The organism is Mucilaginibacter sp. KACC 22773 (assembly GCF_028736215.1).
Taxonomy (GTDB): Bacteria; Bacteroidota; Bacteroidia; order Sphingobacteriales; family Sphingobacteriaceae; genus Mucilaginibacter.
In genome coordinates this window covers 6,562,483-6,583,881 of record NZ_CP117883.1, presented here as the reverse complement: position 1 = coordinate 6,583,881, position 21,399 = coordinate 6,562,483, and the positions used below count along the sequence as shown (strand labels likewise).

General features: G+C 42.1%; 16 protein-coding genes. 9 read left to right on the top strand and 7 right to left on the bottom strand.

What is annotated here, in order from left to right:
• Positions 1-5: 5 nt before the first annotated feature.
• From PQ469_RS27285 to thiD, 4 genes are read left to right on the top strand one after another with little or no spacing between them, the layout of a single operon-like run.
• The gene (locus PQ469_RS27285) at positions 6-773 is read left to right on the top strand and encodes a thiazole synthase (RefSeq protein ID WP_274210503.1); all 768 of its coding nucleotides are present in this window, start codon (positions 6-8) and stop codon (positions 771-773) included.
• Complete coding sequence (thiH, locus tag PQ469_RS27280; RefSeq protein ID WP_274210502.1) at positions 766-1,881, top strand: 2-iminoacetate synthase ThiH; 1,116 nt, start codon at positions 766-768, stop codon at positions 1,879-1,881. Before PQ469_RS27285 ends, thiH begins: the two co-directional genes overlap by 8 nt.
• A gap of 2 nt (positions 1,882-1,883) precedes the next feature.
• Positions 1,884-2,924 (top strand): HesA/MoeB/ThiF family protein, encoded by a 1,041-nt coding sequence (gene moeB, locus PQ469_RS27275; protein WP_274210501.1) that lies wholly within the window; start codon positions 1,884-1,886, stop codon positions 2,922-2,924.
• A gap of 1 nt (position 2,925) precedes the next feature.
• A complete protein-coding gene (thiD, locus tag PQ469_RS27270) occupies positions 2,926-3,759 on the top strand; it encodes a bifunctional hydroxymethylpyrimidine kinase/phosphomethylpyrimidine kinase (protein WP_274210500.1) in 834 nt (277 codons plus the stop codon).
• Positions 3,760-3,959: 200 nt separating this feature from the next.
• On the opposite strand, the gene PQ469_RS27265 is transcribed toward thiD, so the two are convergent.
• The 7 genes from PQ469_RS27265 to PQ469_RS27235 all read right to left on the bottom strand — a co-directional run bounded on the left by PQ469_RS27265 (position 3,960) and on the right by PQ469_RS27235 (position 17,270).
• Positions 3,960-5,732: an alpha-L-fucosidase gene (locus PQ469_RS27265; RefSeq protein WP_274210499.1), complete on the bottom strand. Its 1,773-nt coding sequence runs from the start codon at positions 5,730-5,732 to the stop codon at positions 3,960-3,962.
• Between the two features lie 161 nt (positions 5,733-5,893).
• Positions 5,894-6,892 carry a glycoside hydrolase family 43 protein gene (locus PQ469_RS27260; protein ID WP_274210498.1) on the bottom strand — a complete coding sequence of 333 codons (999 nt, stop codon included), beginning with the start codon at positions 6,890-6,892 and terminating at the stop codon, positions 5,894-5,896.
• A gap of 139 nt (positions 6,893-7,031) precedes the next feature.
• Positions 7,032-8,483 (bottom strand): RagB/SusD family nutrient uptake outer membrane protein, encoded by a 1,452-nt coding sequence (locus tag PQ469_RS27255; protein ID WP_274210497.1) that lies wholly within the window; start codon positions 8,481-8,483, stop codon positions 7,032-7,034.
• 20 nt (positions 8,484-8,503) lie between these two features.
• A complete protein-coding gene (locus tag PQ469_RS27250) occupies positions 8,504-11,860 on the bottom strand; it encodes a TonB-dependent receptor (protein WP_274210496.1) in 3,357 nt (1,118 codons plus the stop codon).
• Between the two features lie 233 nt (positions 11,861-12,093).
• On the bottom strand, positions 12,094-13,239 hold the full coding sequence (locus tag PQ469_RS27245) for a FecR family protein (RefSeq protein ID WP_274210495.1): 1,146 nt from the start codon (positions 13,237-13,239) through the stop codon (positions 12,094-12,096).
• A 243-nt stretch (positions 13,240-13,482) separates the two neighbouring features.
• A complete protein-coding gene (locus tag PQ469_RS27240) occupies positions 13,483-14,052 on the bottom strand; it encodes an RNA polymerase sigma factor (RefSeq protein ID WP_090639833.1) in 570 nt (189 codons plus the stop codon).
• Positions 14,053-14,537: 485 nt separating this feature from the next.
• Positions 14,538-17,270, bottom strand: coding sequence for a DUF8487 domain-containing protein (locus PQ469_RS27235; protein WP_274210494.1), 2,733 nt, complete (start codon positions 17,268-17,270; stop codon positions 14,538-14,540).
• Positions 17,271-17,631: 361 nt separating this feature from the next.
• On the opposite strand from PQ469_RS27235, the gene PQ469_RS27230 reads away from it, so the two are divergent.
• From PQ469_RS27230 to PQ469_RS27210, 5 genes are all read left to right on the top strand, one after another.
• Positions 17,632-18,522, top strand: a complete 891-nt coding sequence (locus tag PQ469_RS27230) for an AraC family transcriptional regulator (RefSeq protein WP_274210493.1) — start codon at positions 17,632-17,634, stop codon at positions 18,520-18,522.
• A 236-nt stretch (positions 18,523-18,758) separates the two neighbouring features.
• A complete protein-coding gene (locus PQ469_RS27225) occupies positions 18,759-19,340 on the top strand; it encodes a Crp/Fnr family transcriptional regulator (protein ID WP_274210492.1) in 582 nt (193 codons plus the stop codon).
• 117 nt (positions 19,341-19,457) lie between these two features.
• Positions 19,458-20,336, top strand: a complete 879-nt coding sequence (locus PQ469_RS27220; RefSeq protein ID WP_274210491.1) for an NmrA/HSCARG family protein — start codon at positions 19,458-19,460, stop codon at positions 20,334-20,336.
• 120 nt (positions 20,337-20,456) lie between these two features.
• Positions 20,457-20,912, top strand: a complete 456-nt coding sequence (locus tag PQ469_RS27215) for a pirin family protein (RefSeq protein WP_274210490.1) — start codon at positions 20,457-20,459, stop codon at positions 20,910-20,912.
• Positions 20,884-21,330 carry a pirin-like C-terminal cupin domain-containing protein gene (locus PQ469_RS27210; RefSeq protein ID WP_274210489.1) on the top strand — a complete coding sequence of 149 codons (447 nt, stop codon included), beginning with the start codon at positions 20,884-20,886 and terminating at the stop codon, positions 21,328-21,330. Before PQ469_RS27215 ends, PQ469_RS27210 begins: the two co-directional genes overlap by 29 nt.
• The last annotated feature ends 69 nt before the right edge of the window (positions 21,331-21,399 follow it).

Here is a 21,399-nt window from a genome sequence, read left to right as displayed (position 1 = left end):
AGATCATGTTAAAAATAGCCGATAAAACCTTTAACTCCCGTTTGTTTACTGGTACCGGCAAGTTTAGTTCCTCCATTTTGATGGAAGATGCCCTGCTTGCTTCTGGCTCAGAACTCGTAACGGTTGCCTTAAAACGCGTTGATATCAAAAACAATGATCAGGATGATCTGCTGATCCGCCTCAAATACCCGCATATTAATCTTTTACCCAATACATCGGGAGTGCGTAATGCCAGGGAAGCCGTTTTTGCTGCTCAACTGGCAAGAGAGGCATTGGAAACCAACTGGATCAAACTGGAAATCCATCCCGATCCTAAATATCTGATGCCCGATCCCATTGAAACCTTAAAAGCAACTGAAGAACTGGCTAAATTGGGATTTATTGTTTTACCATATATTCATGCCGACCCGGTGCTATGCAAGCGATTGGAAGATGCAGGTACCTCGGCAGTAATGCCTTTGGGTTCGCCTATCGGCAGCAATAAGGGGTTGAAAACTATAGATTTTTTAGAGATCATCATCAGCCAGAGCAATGTGCCCGTAATTGTGGATGCGGGTATCGGCTCACCATCCGATGCAGCCTGGGCGATGGAAATAGGTGCCGATGCCGTATTGGTGAATACAGCCATAGCAGTTTCAGGCAATCCCGTACAAATGGCAGAAGCATTTAAAATGGCTGTAATTGCCGGCCGCATGGCGTATGAAGCCAAATTGGCACTGCCTTTACCTTACGCTGCTGCAAGCAGCCCACTAACTTCGTTTTTAGATGAATAGCTTTAAAGATATTTTCGAAACCTACAACTGGGACGAAACCAAATCAAGTATCTACGCTAAAACAAGTGCCGACGTAGAGTGGGCCTTAGCTGTTGAAAACAGGACCCTGGAAGATTTTAAAGCCCTGGTATCTCCTGCGGCGGCGCCATACCTGGAGCAAATGGCCGCTATCAGCCAGCAATTAACGCTGAAGCGTTTTGGTAAAGTAATACAAATGTACCTGCCGCTTTACCTTTCAAACGAGTGCAAAAATATTTGTACCTACTGTGGTTTCAGCTATGATAATAAGGTAAGGCGTAAAACACTTTCGCCGATGGAGATTATACAGGAGGTTGGCATTATTAAGGCCATGGGTTATGACCATGTCCTGTTGGTTACAGGGGAAGATAATGAAAACGTGCATGTAGACTATTTTAAAAAAGTACTCGAACTGATCCGCCCTCATTTCTCTCATATATCAATGGAGGTGCAACCACTCGACCTGGAAGACTATCAACAGTTAACTCCTTATGGGCTAAACACGGTGCTGGTTTACCAGGAGACCTATCACCGCGAAGACTATAGAAAACATCACCCAAAAGGAAAAAAATCGAATTTTGGTTACCGGTTGGAAACGCCCGACCGCCTGGGCCAGGCCAATATCCATAAAATGGGATTGGGTGTATTGATAGGCCTGGAAGACTGGCGCACCGACTGTTTTTTTACGGCACTGCACCTCAATTATCTGGAGAAAAAATATTGGCAAACGAAATATAGCCTCTCTTTCCCTCGTTTGAGGCCTTTTAGCGGCGGCTTAGAACCCAAAGTAGAAATGAGCGACCGGGAACTGGTACAACTGATATGTGCCTACCGGATATTTAATAGCGAGGTGGAACTATCGATGTCTACACGGGAGTCAGAAAACTTCCGCAACCATGTCATCAAGTTGGGTATTACCAACATTAGTGCGGGTTCAAAAACCAATCCCGGAGGGTACGCGGTTGAACCTGAATCGCTGGAACAGTTTGAGATCAGCGACGAACGCAGTCCGGAGCAAATTGCCCGGGTCATCAGATCGCAAGGATACGAACCGGTTTGGAAAGACTGGGATAACAGTTTAGCACAATAAGTATGTTAAAAGGCGAAGAATTTAAACGGTACAGCAGGCAGATCATTTTACCTGAAATAGGAATAACCGGGCAGGAAAAACTAAAGACCGCTAAAGTGCTGATGATAGGTGCCGGCGGTTTGGGCTGCCCCGTGTTGCAATACCTGGCTGCTGCTGGCGTTGGCGAAATAGGCATTGTAGATGACGACACCATAGATATCAGCAACCTGCACCGGCAGATCTTATATGGCGTGAACGACGTTGGCGGTTTAAAGGCGGTGCTTGCTAAAGAAAAGCTCGGATTACTCAATCCGCATACTTTTATTACGGCTTACCCGGTACGCTTTACACCGGGCAACGCAGAAGATATTTGCAGGGGGTACGACCTGGTGATCGACGGCTCGGATAATTTCGGGACACGTTATTTGGTGAATGATACCTGCGTGGCCTTAAACAAGCCGCTGGTATTTGGCTCTATATTTAAGTTTGAGGGCCATGTATCTGTGTTCAATTATCAGGATGGACCTGATTACAGGGATGTTTTTCCCGAAGCGCCACCAGCCGACGAAGTGCCCAATTGTGCCGACATAGGTGTATTGGGTGTTTTACCAGGCATCATAGGCACCTATATGGCTACCGAAGCTATCAAGATTATTTGCGGTATAGGCAAAACACTGTCGGGTAAATTAATGACCATTAATGCGCTTGATAACTCAACCAATATTTTTAAAATCAGGAAACAACAAAAACAAGTTCACACTAAAAACACCGCCACGGCGGCTATGTACCACGAACTAACGATGAACGAGTTGACAAGGTTGTTAACCGAATGCCCCGACGACATCCAGCTAATTGATGTGCGCGAAACCTGGGAGTTTGAAGACTATAATATCGGTGGTATCAACATTCCTTTACATGAATTGAAAGATTGTGCCGAACAATTGCCATCGGATAAAAAATTGATATTCTGTTGCCAGACCGGACAGCGGAGTAAAATGGCCATGCAATTATTAAAGCCTTTGTACAAAGGTGAAATGTATAGTTTAAAAAACGGGGTGATTTAATATGATCAAATATAAATACCCGGTTGTACTCAGCATAGCCGGATCAGACAGTGGGGGCGGAGCAGGCATACAAGCCGATTTAAAAACCATAAGTGCCCTGGGGTGTTTTGGAACCACGGCCATAACCGCGCTTACCGTACAAAATACCTTAGGAGTTAGCGGTATTCACCCTATCCCGGTTGATTTTGTCAAAGCACAAATTAAAGCGGTGATGGATGACCTCAAACCATCTGCCATTAAGATGGGGATGGTGCACAGCGCCGAATTGGCTATTGGCATTGCCGAAGCCTTAAGTGACCACCCAAATGTCCCGGTTATTTTTGACCCGGTTATGGTAGCTACCAGTGGCGACCTTTTGATAGCCAACAATATTGTAGAAACTTTAAAACAATACTTGTTTCCGATAACCAAATTAATTACCCCCAATTTAGATGAAGCGGCTATCCTTACCGGAATGGAGATCAAAACCACCGGCGATATGAAAGAGGCGGCAGTGCAAATCATGCGATATGGGTGTAATGCTGTACTGATCAAAGGAGGACATCTGAAGGGGCCTGATCTGTTTGATGTTTACTTGGATAAAGCTGATAATGAATGTGTTTTCAAGTCAACAGCCGTTGATACAGTTAATACACATGGAACAGGATGCAGCCTGTCATCTGCAATTGCATCTTTTATCGCATTAGGTAATGATCTGGGTATTTCAATATCGAACAGTAAAAAATATATTCAGCAAGCTATAGAGCAGGGCAAGGATGTTAAAACGGGAGACGGTCAGGGGCCGTTGAACCACTTTTTTGATCCTCAAAAATTAGTTAAACATGAAATGGAATGAAACCGCCTGGCGGTTAAGCCCCCCGGTGGAATTTGTTCCATAGGGTTCCCAATGGGGCGGTTTCAGTTACCGGTGATACAAACGCTCTTTGCGCAAAAAGGTCGCCTTTTGAGTTAAGCTCCTTGCCCGAATCACCTTGTTCTATCCATGGCCCACGATATAAAGTGCTTAGGTAAGTCCGGGATAATAGCTATTACTCCTTAATCAATCTTGAACACAACGGATGTAGCGAACGGCATGTCTGGCGGGCAGGTGATGGACAGGCCATCAGCTTCCTGTTTCCATTGTAGCTTGCCGCTGTTACCCAACAGCGTCACTGATCTAACCTGCCGGCTAAGATATTTTGAATCTGTACCCAATGATTTTATCGTCAGCTGTGTCCCGGATACAGGCACAGTCATGCAAAAAGCATACAACGCCCCATTTTTGCCCAAGGTAAAACGAAAGTCCTGAGGGCCGAATTTGAATTCGGCCTGCCTGCGTGTCAATGCGCCGGGGGGCAGCATTTTCAACTTGCCATTCACTTTTTCTCCTTCGCCAGGCATGACCCAGGCATGGCTGCCGTAAACCGCCTCGCTGTTACGGCGCATCCAGATCCCCACTTCTCTTAACATTTTTTGGCTGCCTTCATCCAGCGATCCGTCCGGCAAAATCGAGATGCACACCGCTGCATTACCGTCGCGGGCTATGGCTTCTATAATATAACGTATCATCATACCCGAGTCATAGGTGAAGCCAGGCTCATAAAACCAGTCGCCCACCGGCACTTCAGCTATCCAGGGCTGATCTGTTTTTATATCCGCCGGAATTCCAGATTCCTCGGTATTTACAGTGCCATTAGTTTTTTTTCGGAATTTTACAATACTGAACGCATTTACCTCCCCACGAGTTTTAAGCGTACGGTTGTAATAATCGGCAATAACCGTTTGCATGGCATCGGCTTTTAATCCTGTGCCGGTTCCGTTACCGGTAAATGGCCCCTGAACGGTGCCGTCTGTATAAATGAAATCGGGGTCGTAATGCTCTACTACATCCATCATCCTTAATGCCCATCGTGTGGCATACCATTTTGCATAATCCAAATGATTGCTAAAAATGCCCGCGGGCGCAGGGTTCCATCGCGAGGCTGCTTCCTGAGCAACGCCTTTGTATTCGCGCAAGTCAATTCCATAAAGTAAACGTGGATCATACCCTTCCCACCATTTCCCCTTCCCATCTGCTAATGTAAGGTTGCCATCGTAAGGTATGCCTTTTTTGTCGCCAATGGTGTCGCTGCCAAATGCTGTTTGCCACCACCACCATGTATATTCGTGATGGAAGGTGACGCCATAATGCATTCCATTTGTCCGGCAAGCTTTAGCCCATTCGCCAATTAAATCACGCCTGGGGCCGATATTAACAGAATTCCACGGCTGATAATGCGAGTTCCACATATCATAATTGTCATGATGCACACCCTGAATCATCAGGAACCGGGCGCCTGCATCTTTATATATTTTAGTTAATTTGCTGGGGTCAAGTTTGGTAGGATTCCAATCACGAAGTACCTCTTTGTATCCGGTTTTGGATGGGTGGCCATATTTCCTGAGATGATTATTATAGGCTTTTGTGCCGGGTGTGTAAAGTTTGCGTGCATACCAATCGCCGCTCTCGCCTACAGCTTGTGGCCCAAAGTGTACCCATATGCCAAATTTTGCCTCACGAAGCCATGCGGGTTCACCTGGATAATTCTTTTCTATCGATTCCCAAGTTGGCTTAAAGGGGCCATCAGTAATAGGAATATCCAATTTTATTTCAGGAAAAGATTCCCAATCGCCCATAGATACACTATCAATAGGTAAACGCGCCGGAACGGCTGGAAACGGTGGAAGCTGCGTTTTTGACGTAGCTTTTATCTTCTCATTAATGTTTTGGGCACTTAGATTGAATGATGCTGCTGTTATAAAAAAAATAACCCCTAAAATTCTGCTCATGATTAATTACTGATTATTGTTTTTTTAAATTGACTTTGGGTGGGTTGATTTTTGAAGTTACTTATAACTTGCATCAACATGTTTCCGATTAAACCATCCCTGCCGTTTGAGAAATAAGTTTTTATTTCCGAAATGTTTGTCCTAAATCCAGTCAAAACAGGTTAACGTTCTTTAATCTCTATCTCTCCATTGCTTATACTTAAAGGCAGCCACAAATAGGCAGACTTTTCTAAATCAGTTTTATTCCACACATCTCCCATGAAAATGAATTTTCCCGGCTTACTTATTACCGGCAGCACAAATGCTCCCTGCGAAAAAAAGGTCATTTCAGCATATGGTCCTTTACATGGATTGCCTTGTTCTATCCATGGGCCCATAATATTATCAGCAACCGCATAAGACGCCGCATTTGGCGACCAGCCCGAACATCCTGAAGTAATCAAATAGTATTTCCCCTTGTTTTTAAAAACAGCCGGACTTTCCCTTCTTTGATTCTCAAATATTCTTACATATGTTGTTGTTGGCTTTAAATAATCATCGTTCAGCAGGCAAACATGCATCGTATTGTTATCTTCGGATGAGTAGATCAGGTAAGCTTTACCGTCATCATCTTTGTATAAGGTCATGTCTCTTAACATTTGGTCATTGGGTTTTATGCTCCCCAGGTATTGGTATGGCCCCGCCGGGCTATCACTTATGGCAACACCACCCCGCGAATAGTTGTAATCGTTCTTATCTATATGCATCCACATCACAAATTTCTTTGTATGTTCATTATAGATCACTTTGGGCCTTTCTATCACCCTGCCGGTATCCAGGTCATTGCCCGGGTCATTCACTACCGGTTTCAAGGCTATGCCCCTGTATTTCCAGTGCTTCAGATCGGTAGATGAATAGCAGGATATCCCTCCAGCCGGAACCCGGTAATCTTCCCAGTTCTGGCCCGGCACGAGCCAGGTTTTTCCATTTTTTATTTCACCAAAAAGATAATAGACACCTTGATGATACATTACACCAGGGCCATGGGCATTAATGGGTTGGCCATCGGCATCAAGTATTACGCCGCCATGTGCAGGTGTATCGGCAATGAGGTTGTTCGTATTGGCAAAGGCTAAACTTTTTATCGCTATTAATAATGTGATAAGTAAGAAGTGTTTCATTTTCATTTAGGCTGATGTTTGCAGTATATAAAATGACTGGGAATCGCCAATTTGGCAATTCCCAGTCAAAATTGTTTAACTTTTTATTATTTTCATTCGGGTCACTGTACACAACCGGTGTCTTAGCCGATATTTCTTGTTAATTTCCTAAGTTCGGATTCAACTGAAGGTCGCCGGCCGGGATGGGCAAATAGTATTGTGGCGTTCCAATTGGCGCGTTTTCTGAGGGATCTCGGTTAGCAATAACCTGGGTTAACAGCTGCAAACGCGTTATATCAAACCACCTGGTATATTCACCGGCAAATTCCCAGGCCCTTTCGTTAATTACCGCTTTTATAAAATCTGTACTTGATAAACCACTCAAAGGAGCTAAACCAGCGCGGGCACGTACCGCGTTAATACTTGCGTAAGCCTGGTCATTAGCAGCACCGCTCCTGGCTTGCGCCTCGGCATATATCAGTAAAACATGTGCATACCGCATCATTTGGACAGTTGCACTTGAGCCGTCGGTACTGCCCTCAACAGGAGCTCTGAACTTCTCATAATAAGGGTGTTTTACTGCATCGCTCTGCCATGGTATAGTTGTACCATCAGACTTTTTAATAACCGTGTGGAAAGTGGCATCCTTTCTGGGACCGGCCGGAAAATCATTGAAAAATTTGATTTCTGCAAAATAATCATCCCAGCCGTTTTCTTCGCCAGGCATTGCAGACGAACCATAAAGCGCATTTGAGTTAAACCAGTTACATGTACCGCAATTATGAATGGCAAAAACCTCTTCTGATGTTGTTGTCCCTAACCGGGTATTCTGCCATAATGTGCCCAGGTCGGATACCAGATCAAAACTGTAGGCCGCCTTGTTATCAATTACTTCTTTCGCTTTAGCAGCAGCCAATGCATATTTTGAATTATCATTAACAGGCCAGCCACCCTCTGTAAGGTAAACGTCTGCAAGCAACGCCGACGCAGCGCCTTTTGAGGCCCTGCCTGCATCCAGTTTTTTATTTTGCATCAGTTTTTCGGCATTCAGCAAATCGCTTTCAATCAGTTTATATATTTCTGCCGGGGCCGAGGTTCCAACTTTTAAAACCTCGGGGCTGTAAACTTCTGAAGTGATCAGCGGAATTTTTCCCCATAACCTAACAAGCCAGTAATAATCAAGCGCACGCAGATAATAAGCTTCGCCCAGGATTTGATTGATAGCGGCAGCATCGCCCGTGGTTGATTTATAATTGTTGATGATGTTATTGGACCCTTGTATTGATTTGTAGCACCCGTTCCAGATATTAAGCATCCTGCCGTTAAGATTGGAAACATGATATTGATCAAATTCCCTCAGGTCGGCCTTGTTGCTGGCCGGGTGAGTAGTGAGGTCATCGGACCCCATTAACACGGCAACTACTGCTGCCGTAGTAAATCCATTTATCCAGGTGGTTGATAATGGTTTATAAGCGCCTACCAATGCTGCATTTAAACCGGCTACCGTACTTAATGCCTGTGTACCTACTACCTGGCCTCTGGGGTCTTCTTTCAGCGCTTTTTTACAGCCCACCACCGATAGGATCATTACTATAATTAAAATCTTTTTCATAATTTATCTTTTCAATAAGTTTAAAACTTCAATACCGCACCTACGTTAAATGTCTTGGAATTAGGATAAGAACCAAAATCAATGCTTTGGGTAACATCCGAGCCCGAACCCGCGTTGGTTGACTCCGGATCAAATCCTTTATATTTGGTTATGGTAAATAGGTTAGTTGCACCTATAAATAGCTTCAAGTCGACATTTTTGATGGTACCTTTTGGCAGGTGATAAGAAATGTTCAGGTTCTTCAGCCGCACAAAATTTCCATTTTCAAGAAAACGGCTCGATTCAAAATAGTCTTTATTGGTAGAACTGAATGCCGGTATATTTGAAGTTTCATTGATACCCGGCTGGTACCTGTTTAAAACGCCTACATTAGTAGCTTGCTTGGCATCTGCATTAGCGGTTATAGAACTGGCGTAAGAGTAATCAAGTTTACTAAAGCCCAATAACGACTGTACAAATACATTTACCGAGAAATCACCATAAGTAAAAGTATTGTTCCAGCCGAGCGATTGTTTAGGCGTGCCGTTCCCTATAATCTGAAAATCACTACCGTTTATGGCATTGTCGCCGTTTAAATCCTGGTAGTGTGAATCCCCTGGCTTGTTGCCATATTTTGCAGCTTCGGTAGCTTCATTTGGTTTCCATGTTCCCAAATATTTCAGCCCCCAGTATGACCCAAGTGCATAACCAGGTTTAATAATAAATTCAGGTTGGGTAGATAGGCCTGCTCCCGCGTTTGGTACGCTTTTGTCTGAAAATACACTGGCTATTGTACCTAAGCTTTTAACAAGGTTTTTTTGAAACGTTATGTTAAACGAGCTGGACCAGGTAAACTTACCCGATTGTACGGGTGTGCCGCCAATGTTGAATTCGAGCCCGCTGTTTTTCATTTTTCCTACGTTACTAATGATGTTTCCACCTCCTGCATAAGCAGGCAACGGAAGGGATAAAAGTAAATCCCTGGTATTTTTAACATAGGCATCAGCTGTAAAATTTAACCTGTTGTTAAACAATGACAGATCTAAGCCCACATCTTCTGCCTGCGTGGTCTCCCATTTCAGGAAGGGATTGGCTGCGTTACCAAGTACTATTCCCGAAGAAACCGAAGTGTTGTTGAAACTGTTGGCCGCCGAAAAGGCATCGCTGAGGTAAGTTGAAAGCGTGGCATAAGGATTAATAGCCTGGCTTCCTGTTAAGCCCCAACTGCCCCTGATTTTGAATGTATCAAAAAGGTCCAGTTTTTTGATAAAGGACTCTTCGGAGAGTTTCCAGCCCAAAGCTATTGATGGGAATGTGCTTTCCTGGTTGGCGGGTTGAAATTTTGAAGAACCGTCTCTCCTTACCGAAACCGTCAGCAGATACTTGTCTTTAAATGCATAGTTTACCCGGCCCAAATAAGAGATTAAAGCCGACCCAGAATAGGCCGACCCCGCCGATTGTGTAGTGGATAAAGCAAGGTTATCGTAGCCCAGGTTAGCAAATGTAAGGTTGTTAGCATTGGCGCTAAACCCTGTTGATGTATATTTCTGCTGCTCAAATACCGCGGTTACATTTAGGCTATGCACGTTATTGAATAGGTGCGAATAGTTTAATGTATTGGTATTTTGTAAATTAATTAATTCTGTAGATGTGCGGCTGGCGTTTGGAATATTATTGGTGATACTTGGTCCTGAATAGTTTTTTCCTTGAATATTCTGATAATCTACACCAAAGCTTACGTCCAACGAGAGGTCTTTGAAAAAACGGTAATTTGCGCCCCCGTTTAAAGTTATATTGGAGTTGTCTACAATGTTTTCTGCGTCATTTGCCAAAGCAACCGGATTAGAACGAATAGAACCCAGCGGATCTACAATGGTATATGTTCCTGCAGCGGTCCTTACAGGTGTAGTTGGCGCCCAAGCCAAGGCCTGGTTAACCGAGCCGCCTGTACCCTGGTTACCCGTGTTCAGTGTTTCTCTTCTTATGGCCGAAATATTAAGCCGGGTACTTAATTTATCAGAAAATTGTGTGTTAATGTTGGATCTGAGGGCATACCGCTTAAAGTTTGAATTAATAACAATACCATCCTGGTTGAGGTAATCGCCCGAAATAAAGAATTGTGTTTTGGCGTTGCCGCCCGAATAACCTAACTTATATTCCTGGCCGGGAGCATTCCTGAAAACCAAATCCTGCCAATTAGTTCCGCCGGTGATTTTAAAATTATCTATTTGTGCCTGGGTAAAGAAAGGAGATATATTAAGGGCTGCATTTCGGGCGTTTACTGTGGTAGCAAAGTCAGCCGCATTCATCAAATCCATTTTTTTAATAACTTTTGATGAATAAAAAACAGGGGTAAGGGTTATTTCCTGTTTTTGTGCGTTTCCTTTTTTAGTGGTTATCAAAACAACTCCGTTTGCACCCCTGCTGCCATAAATTGCCGTGCTTGACGCATCTTTCAAAACTTCAATATTAGCAATGTCGTCGGGATTCAGGTTGTTAAAATCACCGCCTATAAAACCGTCGATAACGTAAAGCGGATTGTTGTCCCCAAGTATAGAATTGGAACCCCGCACCCTGATCTTAACATCGCCACCGGGCGCACCAGAGTTGTTAACCACCTGCACCCCGGCAACCCTGCCTTGTAAGGCCTGGTCGATACGGGTAACCGGTTGATCTTTAAAATCTTTTGACGATAGGCTGGATAAAGAACCTGTTACATCAGACTTCCTCTGGGTGCCATAGCCAACAACGACTACCTCGTTAAGCTTGCCCAGAATTTCATGCAGGGTAATGCTCACAAATGGTTCTTTAGCCTTTGCAACGAATGTATAAGATTGATATCCGATAAATGCAATCTCTATTTTATCCCCTTCATTCGCCGTTATTGCAAATTCGCCATTTGCATTGGCTCCTGTGTGGGTATTAGCATTTTTATTGGTAACTGTAGCGCCACTCAACGGCCTGCCTAATGAATCTACAACCTTTCCCGAAACATCTATTTTTATTAAAATATCCGTTTTGGGTTGATTATCCTGTAAAATCTCTTTCCTGGTTAATACAATATTGTTTTTAACAAATTTATAGGTTAAAGGCAGGTTCTTTAAGCTCGCCTTCACGGCATCTTCTACCGTTGCCTCCTTTAACTGAACAGTTATTGGTGTATTGGGCAAATCCTTACTGTCATAAAAAAAAGTATAGCCACTTTGTTGTTCAATATCATGTAAAACCTTTTTGACTGAAGTGTTTTTTTCATTCAGGGTAATTTTCTGTCCGAATCCTTTTGCACTTACCTGTGCAAGGGCTATGATGAGGATGAACATTGTTAGTTTCATAATCAATAGCAATTTATGTGGCAGCCATAGGGACGGCACACCACGTTTTAAAGTATTTAATTTCATACTTTTGTAATGTTTGGGTTAATACGTGAAAAATAGACTCTAACTGGTTTTTATCTTTCCGCTATCCGGCGGATAGAAAGGGTTAACTCAAACTTGCCGGACGGTGGACCAACACTTTCCGGCTTATTTTTTTAACCCCTTGATTGATCATTCTTGTAAAATTTCTTTCATGTTTATGGGATAAATTGGTTTATTAATTGGTTTATCAGGTAGTAGCTTCTTACAGGCGGCCTTTATGGGGTAACAATAATTTTCTTACCCTCCAGCCTGAAGTTGATTCTGGTGAATTTTAAAATGTCAAGCGCCTCCGAAACGCTGATGTTCCGATGGATTTTCCCGGTAAAGGTTCGCGTTGGAATTTTTCCTTCATATTCAATTTTTACTTCGTATGCCCTCGCCAGCTGCCTCATAACTTCTCTCAGGTCGGTCTGATCATAACTAAATAATCCATTTTTCCAGGCAATGGCTTGTTCTACGTCTGCACCACTGTTTATTTTAATGGTATTTGATTCAAACCCGATTTGGGCTTGCTGTCCTGGTGTAAGCATAGCAGCCTGATCGGCCTTACTTATTTTGATACTTCCCTCCAATAGTGTGGTTTTCATTTGCGCTTCATCATCGTATGCATTGATATTGAAGTGCGTGCCTAACACCTGGACGGTTTGGCCATGGGTAATCACAGAAAACGGCTTAGCTTTATTATGGGCGACTTCAAAATACACTTCGCCTGTAATTTTTACTTCCCTATTCTTGCCGGTGAATGCAACCGGATAAGTTATGGAAGAAGCGGAATTTAGCCATACCCTGGTGCCATCAGATAACTGGAGCGAATATTGGCCCCCACCGGTGGTCATTGTGTTGTAAACGGGGGAATTGTCGCCCGGGCTATTTTGTTGGTTTGCGGAGTAAGTAATAATTCCGTTAGTGGCCTGGCTAATTACCATGTTTTTTTGTTGGGCCAGCTGACCATTATGCTTCGCGTCAAGTACTATCTGCCGGCCCCCGGAAAGGGTAAGTGTTGCTTTATAACCTATTGGCGCAATGTCATTGTGCTGAATATGTGCCATTTGCTGAGGGGGCGGCTTATGCAACAGTATATAGCTCCCAAAAGATAGTGCTAAAATGATGGATGCAGCTACAGCAATTCGTGGCCAGATATTTATTTTTTTAACCGGTTTTGCTTCTGAATCTATATAATCATCAATGTTCAATTTCATCGATGATTTTAACCGGTCTTTTTGCTTTTCATCCAATAAAGCAATTACATCCACATCGGACATAAAAAAGTTGTAATAGGCGTGCAGGAAGTCCTCTTCTTCTTTGGTGGCAATGCCGTCAAGATAGTTAGTAAGAATTACTAAAAACAGCTCTTTTGTCATTGGTTTATTGATATTGGTATACAGATGAGACATTAAGTGAGAAAAATCCCACACGGAAAAAAAATATTTTTTATCGCAGGGGCGATTTATTCTTGCCGGGCTGGTTATAAGGCTTTTGTAATACTGAAGCAGGGCGTCAATTATTTGCATATGATGCTAAAAATTCGATAAAAGAACTTTTTTAGTGTCATACACGAATAACTCACGTCGCCGTATCAGGTCATCAAAAAAAAGTTTTAGTAATTAACGATGCGAAATAATCAGAATGGCAATAGATGCCAGGGAACTTCTGAGCAGGGTTAAAGCTCTTGTCAGTTGATTTTGTACAGTCTTTCTGGAAATATTGAGTTGCTGGGCAATTTCAAGCGTAGATAAATCTTCGTGAAAGCGCATTTCATATATTAATTTCTGCGCCGGTGCCATAGATTTAATCAGCGATTCGTAGGATTTGACCAATTCTTTTTGTAATATCAGTGCATCAGCTTCGGAACAACATGCCCTTGCCTCCAGGATTAAATCGGAAATGCAAATAAACCGGCTCTCTTTTTTCAGCAACCTGAATATATTATTACGAACACAGCTAAACAAATAAGCTTCAAGATTTTCTATAAGATTCGTTTCCCGATGAGTCCATAGATAGATAAACACTTCCTGGGTAATGTCTTTTGCAACATCAGCATCGTTTAGCTTTCTAAATGCCTGAGAATATACACTATTCCAATGCCTGTCATACAGTTCAGTAAAGGCCGTTCTGTCGCTTTTTCTAACTAAAAAGAGCAATTCTTTATCAGTATATCCATCATATCCGGACATTTGGCTTCTTTAAATTAGGGTTTTAATTGGTTTTTTAAATTAATAGTAAAGCTATGCAATTGTAACGTGAATGTTATACTATTTTGCACATAGTAACTTTTAGTATAATAAATAAGAGGTTAACCTATCTGGTTTCTTCGACAGCAATTTATATTTTGGCCTTTTGTCGACATTTGTAACGCTTACACAAAATAATGTTTATCGCTGTTTTATGCTCTCATTGTAAAGATGTAAGCCCGTGCATAATTCAGGAGAAAGCAGGGGTTGGGCAAAATATATAGGTTATTAACCAAAAACGTTCACAACCGTCAGCTTGAGCAGATTTAAGATCGTCCATTTACAACAACATGAAAAGTAAAAGATCAATAAAATCACCCTGCTCTGGATTTAGTTGGTGGCGTTCCGCGATGGGATACTGAACGCCTGGGGTTGTACAACGGGCATGCAAGTTATGTGGGAGTAACCGCATTAATAGGCTTGGAGCACTATTTAAAGAATTTTATTAGATCCGTACTGCTAAGGTTTTCTTTTGGCGCAAAATTTTTACTACCAGCATATTTCATCAAACTATACCTAAGTTGTCGCGCTACCGGCCTCGCAGTTAAATTATGATGTATATCCATAGAGCATATGATAAGTTTACCACCGTTTACTTTGAATTCCAATAGATCGGCCATATTCCTGTTCTTAAAAAAATTATCTATTACGCGCACAATCGGATGGGTTTGAAAGGGAAGTATATCAGTAATCATCGTTTTTGAACTGGTTACCAAATCCCACCACTGCCAGTCACTATAATAAGCTGTAGGGAAATCGGCAAGGGCGGGGTGGGTTGGGCTAATCAACAGGCCCATACTTCCAGGCTGATCCGGAAAATGGACGGGGCTCCAAAAGACCGGCGCAAAGCGGCCATTAACACCTTTTATTGCTGCAGTATCTGGGTTCAGGACAACATTTGCCCCTGCTTTTAACCAACTTAAAGCACTGTCTGCTGACGTTGTGAAGATGACGTTTTTTGGCGGTTTCGGTAACACAGCAGGATAAACCCATATCTTCCAGTGATTGCTGATAGGGGAATGAGCGAGGCTTAAGGTGATATCCAGCGGCATCGCCTTGGATATCGAATTAAGATTGACGCTGAATGTACCGATCTGCTGTCCGTTACCAACCGGGATTGATTTTTTATTCAATTTTCCATTAAACAGGGCTTTTCTGTCTTCACCGGTTATGCACCAGGTAAGTTGATCTGTTAAAGTTTTATCAGAAAAATTCGCCAGCTCAACCGAAGCTGAAAATGCCTCGTCATTGGTGTAAGTGGCTTTGTCGAACCTAAGCAACGGAACCACAGGCCCGCAAAACCGGCGGAACTCTCGTGGTGTTATAATGCCTTTACTATCCCAGAAAGCATTTAGCAAACCTACAAGCGCAGTTCCCTGCCCTGGAAAATCATGAAGGTCGAGTAACTGAAAACCACCCACGCCCGAGGTTTTTAAGGCTCGCTCAATTTCTTCTTTATAAAGGTTTGCTGCTAAGTTGCCACTGGCCTTTAGATAAGGACCCGCCAGATCAAGCATTCCTTTATTGCGGAGATCATGCCGGATAGCTTTAAAATTCATAGGTTCCAGCACCCCTTTATATTTATGAATCTCATTCAGATCAGGATAAACAGAATATTGGCCAACTTCATGAATTACGAGTGGTACCGGGATATTTTTGATCGCGGTGCTATAATCGGTTTTAAAGTCGGGGATGTTCGTATTGAAAATTCCCTGCCCCCGTACCCAGCCTTTATCCGTATATTGAGTAATAAAATAATCGTCTGCCGGCTCCGGGTATTTACCGTGTCCTTTTTGAAAGCTAAAAGTAGTAGTGGTATAAAGACGCCTGCTATCCTTAGCTTTCAGTTCCCTTACTAAACCCTGAAGCCAGTTAAAATCGCCTTCAAGTTCATTGCCCATGCTCCAGAAACAAAACGAGGGGTGATTTCCATAGTTCTGTATGATCCGGGAGGCTTCGTCCTTAAGGTACAATAACGTTCCGGGATCTTTGCCAACCGTGAGGCTCCATAAGGGTAGTTCAACATGCAGGTAAAATCCAAGAGAATCGGCCACTTTAAAGGCTGCTTCCGGCGGACACCAGGAATGAAACCGGATGTGATTTAATCCGTATTGCTTTGCGGTTTTAAATAGCTTCAACCATCCGGTTTCGTTCATCGGCGGGTGGCCTTCCAGCGGAAATATGTTACACTCCAATGTTCCCCTCAGAAACAGCTGCCTGCCGTTAATGCGGAACTGCCCTTTCGCAGAAGATAGATCACGGAAGCCAAATCGTTCGGTTCTGCTGTCGATAACCTTGCCGGATCTGTCGGTCACATCGATTTTTAGACCATAAAGCCGGGGATTAAATTCATCCCAGCCCCGGGCATTCTTAACTTTGATGATGAGCTTTGAATGCCATAAACTATCAACGGCAACGGTGATATTCTGTGTATCCTCAACAACGTGCGGCCCTTTTAATAATCTTGCTCTGACGTAATACTTTTTATCTCTCGCCCCGGGTACAAAATTGATATTTGCTTCAACAGAGCCGGATTTTAGGTTGGGGAATAACTGCACATTATCGATGGCTAAAGGATGCTGGTCGACGATTTCCATTTTTCCGATTACGCCGTTCCATATGATTTGTGTGCCATCGGTATATGCATGAGCAAAGTTATTAACGCTGATATCATGTTGTTTCCTGTTATCCACACGTAAAGTAATCTGATGGACACCGGCCTTGAGCGTACCTAAATCGAAAACCTGCGGTGCTATCAGGCTTTCCTGGGTGCCTGCCTGATGTCCATCAATCCAGCAATCGGTTTTCCAGATCACACGTTCCAGCGTCAGACGTGCCGACTGCATGTTTTGGGGGATCGAAACTGTACGTTGGTACCACACTGCGCCGGTATACTCATGTTTCCTTGACAAATGCATCATCACCAGCTTGTTAAGTTTCAGCGTATCTGTCTGAACCGGTTTTCCGGCTCCGGCATCATCCAATGTTCCTGGTAGAACGATTTTTCCCGGCAATTTCTCAATATACCATTTTTCAGGTATCCCTTTATCAAGGGAATCCAGTTTAAAGGCCCATGTGCCAGAAACTGAAATCCGCGTGTGTTGTGCAAATGCTACCACACCACAACATAGTACAGCAAATAAGACTAATGTTTTTTTCATCGAAAATCGGCCTGGTTATTATTTATAGGCTCCTGTTAAAGTAGTCACCGAACGCCCCTCTAATGTAAGCTTATTTGTGGTGATGGTTGATTTTTGCAGGTTCTTGGTTGTGCTTGTTGTATAAACATAAATGTTTCTTCGGTTATTAAATTGGTTTGTAATTTTCGGAAATAAAACAGCTTATTAATATGGACGCAATTAGGATTTATATGGACTATATTATTATCAAACTGAAATTAATTCCAAATCAAATTTCTAATTTTTACGTTTACCGATAAGTACATCTGCCTGCGAATCGACACGTTGCACCTGCGTCAAAAAATAGTAGAAGGCAATTGTATTTTGAAATGGATTATTTGAAATGAATTATAAGAAAGACGGGTTCGACGGGCAAAAAGCCATTGGTATTCCCAGGTCGATTTTAAACAGGTTCTGCCTCTCCAATGATATTATTAAAGGCTCTTATATCACCGATATCGGCTATTATCCCAAAGCGAAATTTCATTTTCGAAAAAGAACCCAGGGGGCAGAACAAAATATTCTTATTTATTGTGTGGAGGGAACGGGAATAGCAACAATCAAATCTGTCAGGCATACTATTGTTCCGGGTGACTTTATTATCATTCCACACAGCATTGCTCATTCGTATGAAACGAACGAAAAAACACCCTGGACAATTTATTGGTGCCATTTTAAAGGCGAGCAGGCAGATGCTTTAGTAAAATGGCTTTATTCAAAAGGGCAAAGCTACAAATACAGTGTTGAATTTGTACAGGAGCGTATCACGCTATTTGAACAGCTTTACACCTATCTTGAACAGGGTTACAGCATGGAGAATCTGACTTACATTAATTTGTTGTTGCTGCAATTTTTAAGTTCATTTATTTACAGTGATAAATACAATACGAAGCTATCCGAAAAAAATACCGATATCCTTGAAAAATCTATATTTTTCATGCGGAACAATCTTGAAAAGTCACTGACGCTTTCAGAACTGGCAGCATCGGTTAACTTGTCTAATAGCCATTATTCAGCTATTTTCAGAAAAAAAACGGGGTTCCCGCCTATTGAATACTTTAATCATCTGAAAATTCAGAAAGCCTGTCAGTATTTACAGTTTACCAAACTGAGGATAAATGAAATTGCGTTTAAAGTTGGGATAGATGATCCATTTTATTTTTCGAGACTTTTTACCAAAACAATGGGATATGCTCCTAAAGAATATCGTGAAACAAGATATTCAACTAAATAATTCGATATTCCGGGGAGGCTATATGTAATTACGCGCCCTAAGTTTAAAAAAATGCGCAAGACAATTTGTTAAATATATTTTTAGATATAATTGCAATTATACAACTACACTTGCTGGCTTTGGTATTTAATCAAACTAACCGTGCGCTTCATGAGGTTAATGTATCCTTATACGTGCAAACTAACACATAACATTCTTTATATCTTTGCCTTGGGTTAGTTTAATAATCAAAATCAATGCACAGCAAGCTTTTAGACTACATCAGGCGATACGCTACATTGCCACTTACAAGTGATGAAGAAGCGTTAATTATAGCTGCTTTCCACCCCAAAAAGCTCAGAAAAAAGCAATACTTTTTGGAAGAAGGCAATGTGTGTAAATACGTTGGTTTTATTGTAAAAGGTGCTATGCGACAATATAGCGTAGATGACAAAGGGGTGGAGCATATTGTACAGTTATACATTGAAAATTATTGGGCAAGCGACCGTGAAAGTGCTATGATGCTTACACCATCAAGATATAATATCGATGCCTGGGAAGATACTGAACTACTCATTGCTACAGTAGCAGACATGTTGGATCTGATAGAAAAAGTACCTTCATTTGGACAAATGACAAGGTTAATGGACCAAAGAAGTTTCATTGTTTCTCAGCGAAGATTGAATTCTACCATTAGTAATACAGCAGAAAAACGCTATGAAGAATTTGCCGCTAATCACCCTCAATTTATTCAACGATTCCCCCAGCACCTCATTGCCTCTTTTTTGGGCATAACAAAAGAAACTTTAAGCAGAATCAGAAAACAAGCAAGTAAATAACTTCTGTTTTAATTTTTGATTTTACAAAAGCGTTGATATTTATCAACGCTTTTTTTTATCATTTCTCATCGTTTCGGGGTGTGCTGTTACTGCAATTTTACATCATAAAACAAACAGATGAAAAAGCAAACAATAGTAGTAATTGGAGCAACAGGTGCACAAGGTAAGGGTATTGTAAATGCCCTTGTAAATGAAGGCACATTTAATGTAAAAGCAATAACCCGTAACCCGGAAACATATACAGGCAAGGCAAATGAAGCAGTTTATGCAGATTTAAAAGACTTGCAATCCTTAAAAGACGCTTTTACAAATGCGTATGGCGTATTTGTGGTAACCAACTTTTGGGAAGGTGCCGACGAAATTACCCAGGGTAAAAATGCCATTGAAGCAGCAAAAGCAACGGGTGTGCAACATTTTATTTGGTCAACGCTTCCGGATGTGGAGCTCATTAGTGAGGCAGGATTTGAAGTGCCGCATTTTACTTTAAAGGCAAAGGTGGATGAATTGGTAAAAAGTGCAGGATTCAAATATGCAACATTTGTTCAGCCGCCGTTTTATTTTCAAAATCTTGTAGGGATGTTGGGGCCACAACCCAAACAAGATGGCACAACCGGCTGGACACTACCGATTGACCCTACAAAAAAAGCGATTCACATGTCGGATATTAATGACCTGGGAAAAGTAGTAGCCGGTGCATTTTTGCAGCCCGAAAAAGTTGGAAACGGTAATTATCTTGCCCTGGCAACCGGGTTGTACAGTTTTAATGATATCATAGAAGCCTATAAAGCCAATGGCAAAGCGTATAGCTTTTCACAAGTGCCGGCTGAAATATTTTCAACTTTTTTTAAAGGAGCAAAGGAGTTAGCAGAGATGTTTGGGTATTTTGAAAAACACACGTACATGGGACCAGATTCAGCATCACGAATTGAATTGGCAAAAGAAACTGCCACCCACAAATTTGTGCCGCTCCAGGAATGGTTAAGCCAAAACAGTTAAGCAAATGAAACTATCATGAGCTCCACTCAAAAATAAAATGAGTATAGCTCATGATAGCTTTATCTCCATTTAAAACGGCGAAGCCTTCTTGAGTGCCAATAAAAAACAAATTATATTCTGATGAAAAAGAAAACGAGTTTCTCAACAAAAGGGAATAATGCTACAGTAGGTCCGCTATCAATCCAACGAATGTTGCCTAATCAATACGCTAACAAGGTGGGTCCCTTTGTATTTCTCGATTATGTTCGCCCGGTTGTTAAAGAAACCATAACCCAGAATGGTATGGGAGCCCACCCACACCGGGGCATTGCAACATTAACTTACATTCTTCAGGGCGAAGTAGAGCATTTTGACAGTGCCGGAAATGAGGCGATAATTCGTTCGGGAGGCGCACAGTGGATGAAAGCAGGTAATGGAATAATTCACGATGAAAATTTAAATTACGACTCCCAAACAGAGAGCAAATTTATCCAGGGTTTTCAATTTTGGATAAATTTACCTGCAAAAAATAAAGCCGAAAAGCCTGCTCATATCGCTTTACAAGCCAATGAAGTCCCCCAAAAAAGCATTACCTGATCATGATGGCTGGATAAAAGTAATTGTTGGCAACTATCAGGAATTGAGTTCGAAGATTCCTAATTATTCCAGGCAGTTTTTGTATCATATTCAATTAAAAGCAGGAGCACAGTTTTCACTAACAATGGAAAGTGAAACAGAAGTTGCAGCCTTTTTACCCATGCAAAATGCGATGCTAAACGATACTGAGTTTCAGGCAGGTGAATTTATTGAGTTCGACAAAGCGGCCGGCGAAATTGAAATAAAAAACAATTCTTTAACAACCATCGATGTCCTGTTATTTGGCGGTGAAGAATATACAGAAGCTGTGGTAGCAGAAGGTCCGTTTGTAATGAATTCGCAATCAGAAATAACAACTGCTTACCGGGATTTTCATGCAGGAAAGTATGGGGAAATAAAAGTAGCAGCACAAAAGTAAATTAGCCCGGGATGAATATCATCATCTTATACAAACCATTAGACGTAGGAGGCTAAATAACTTTGTCAA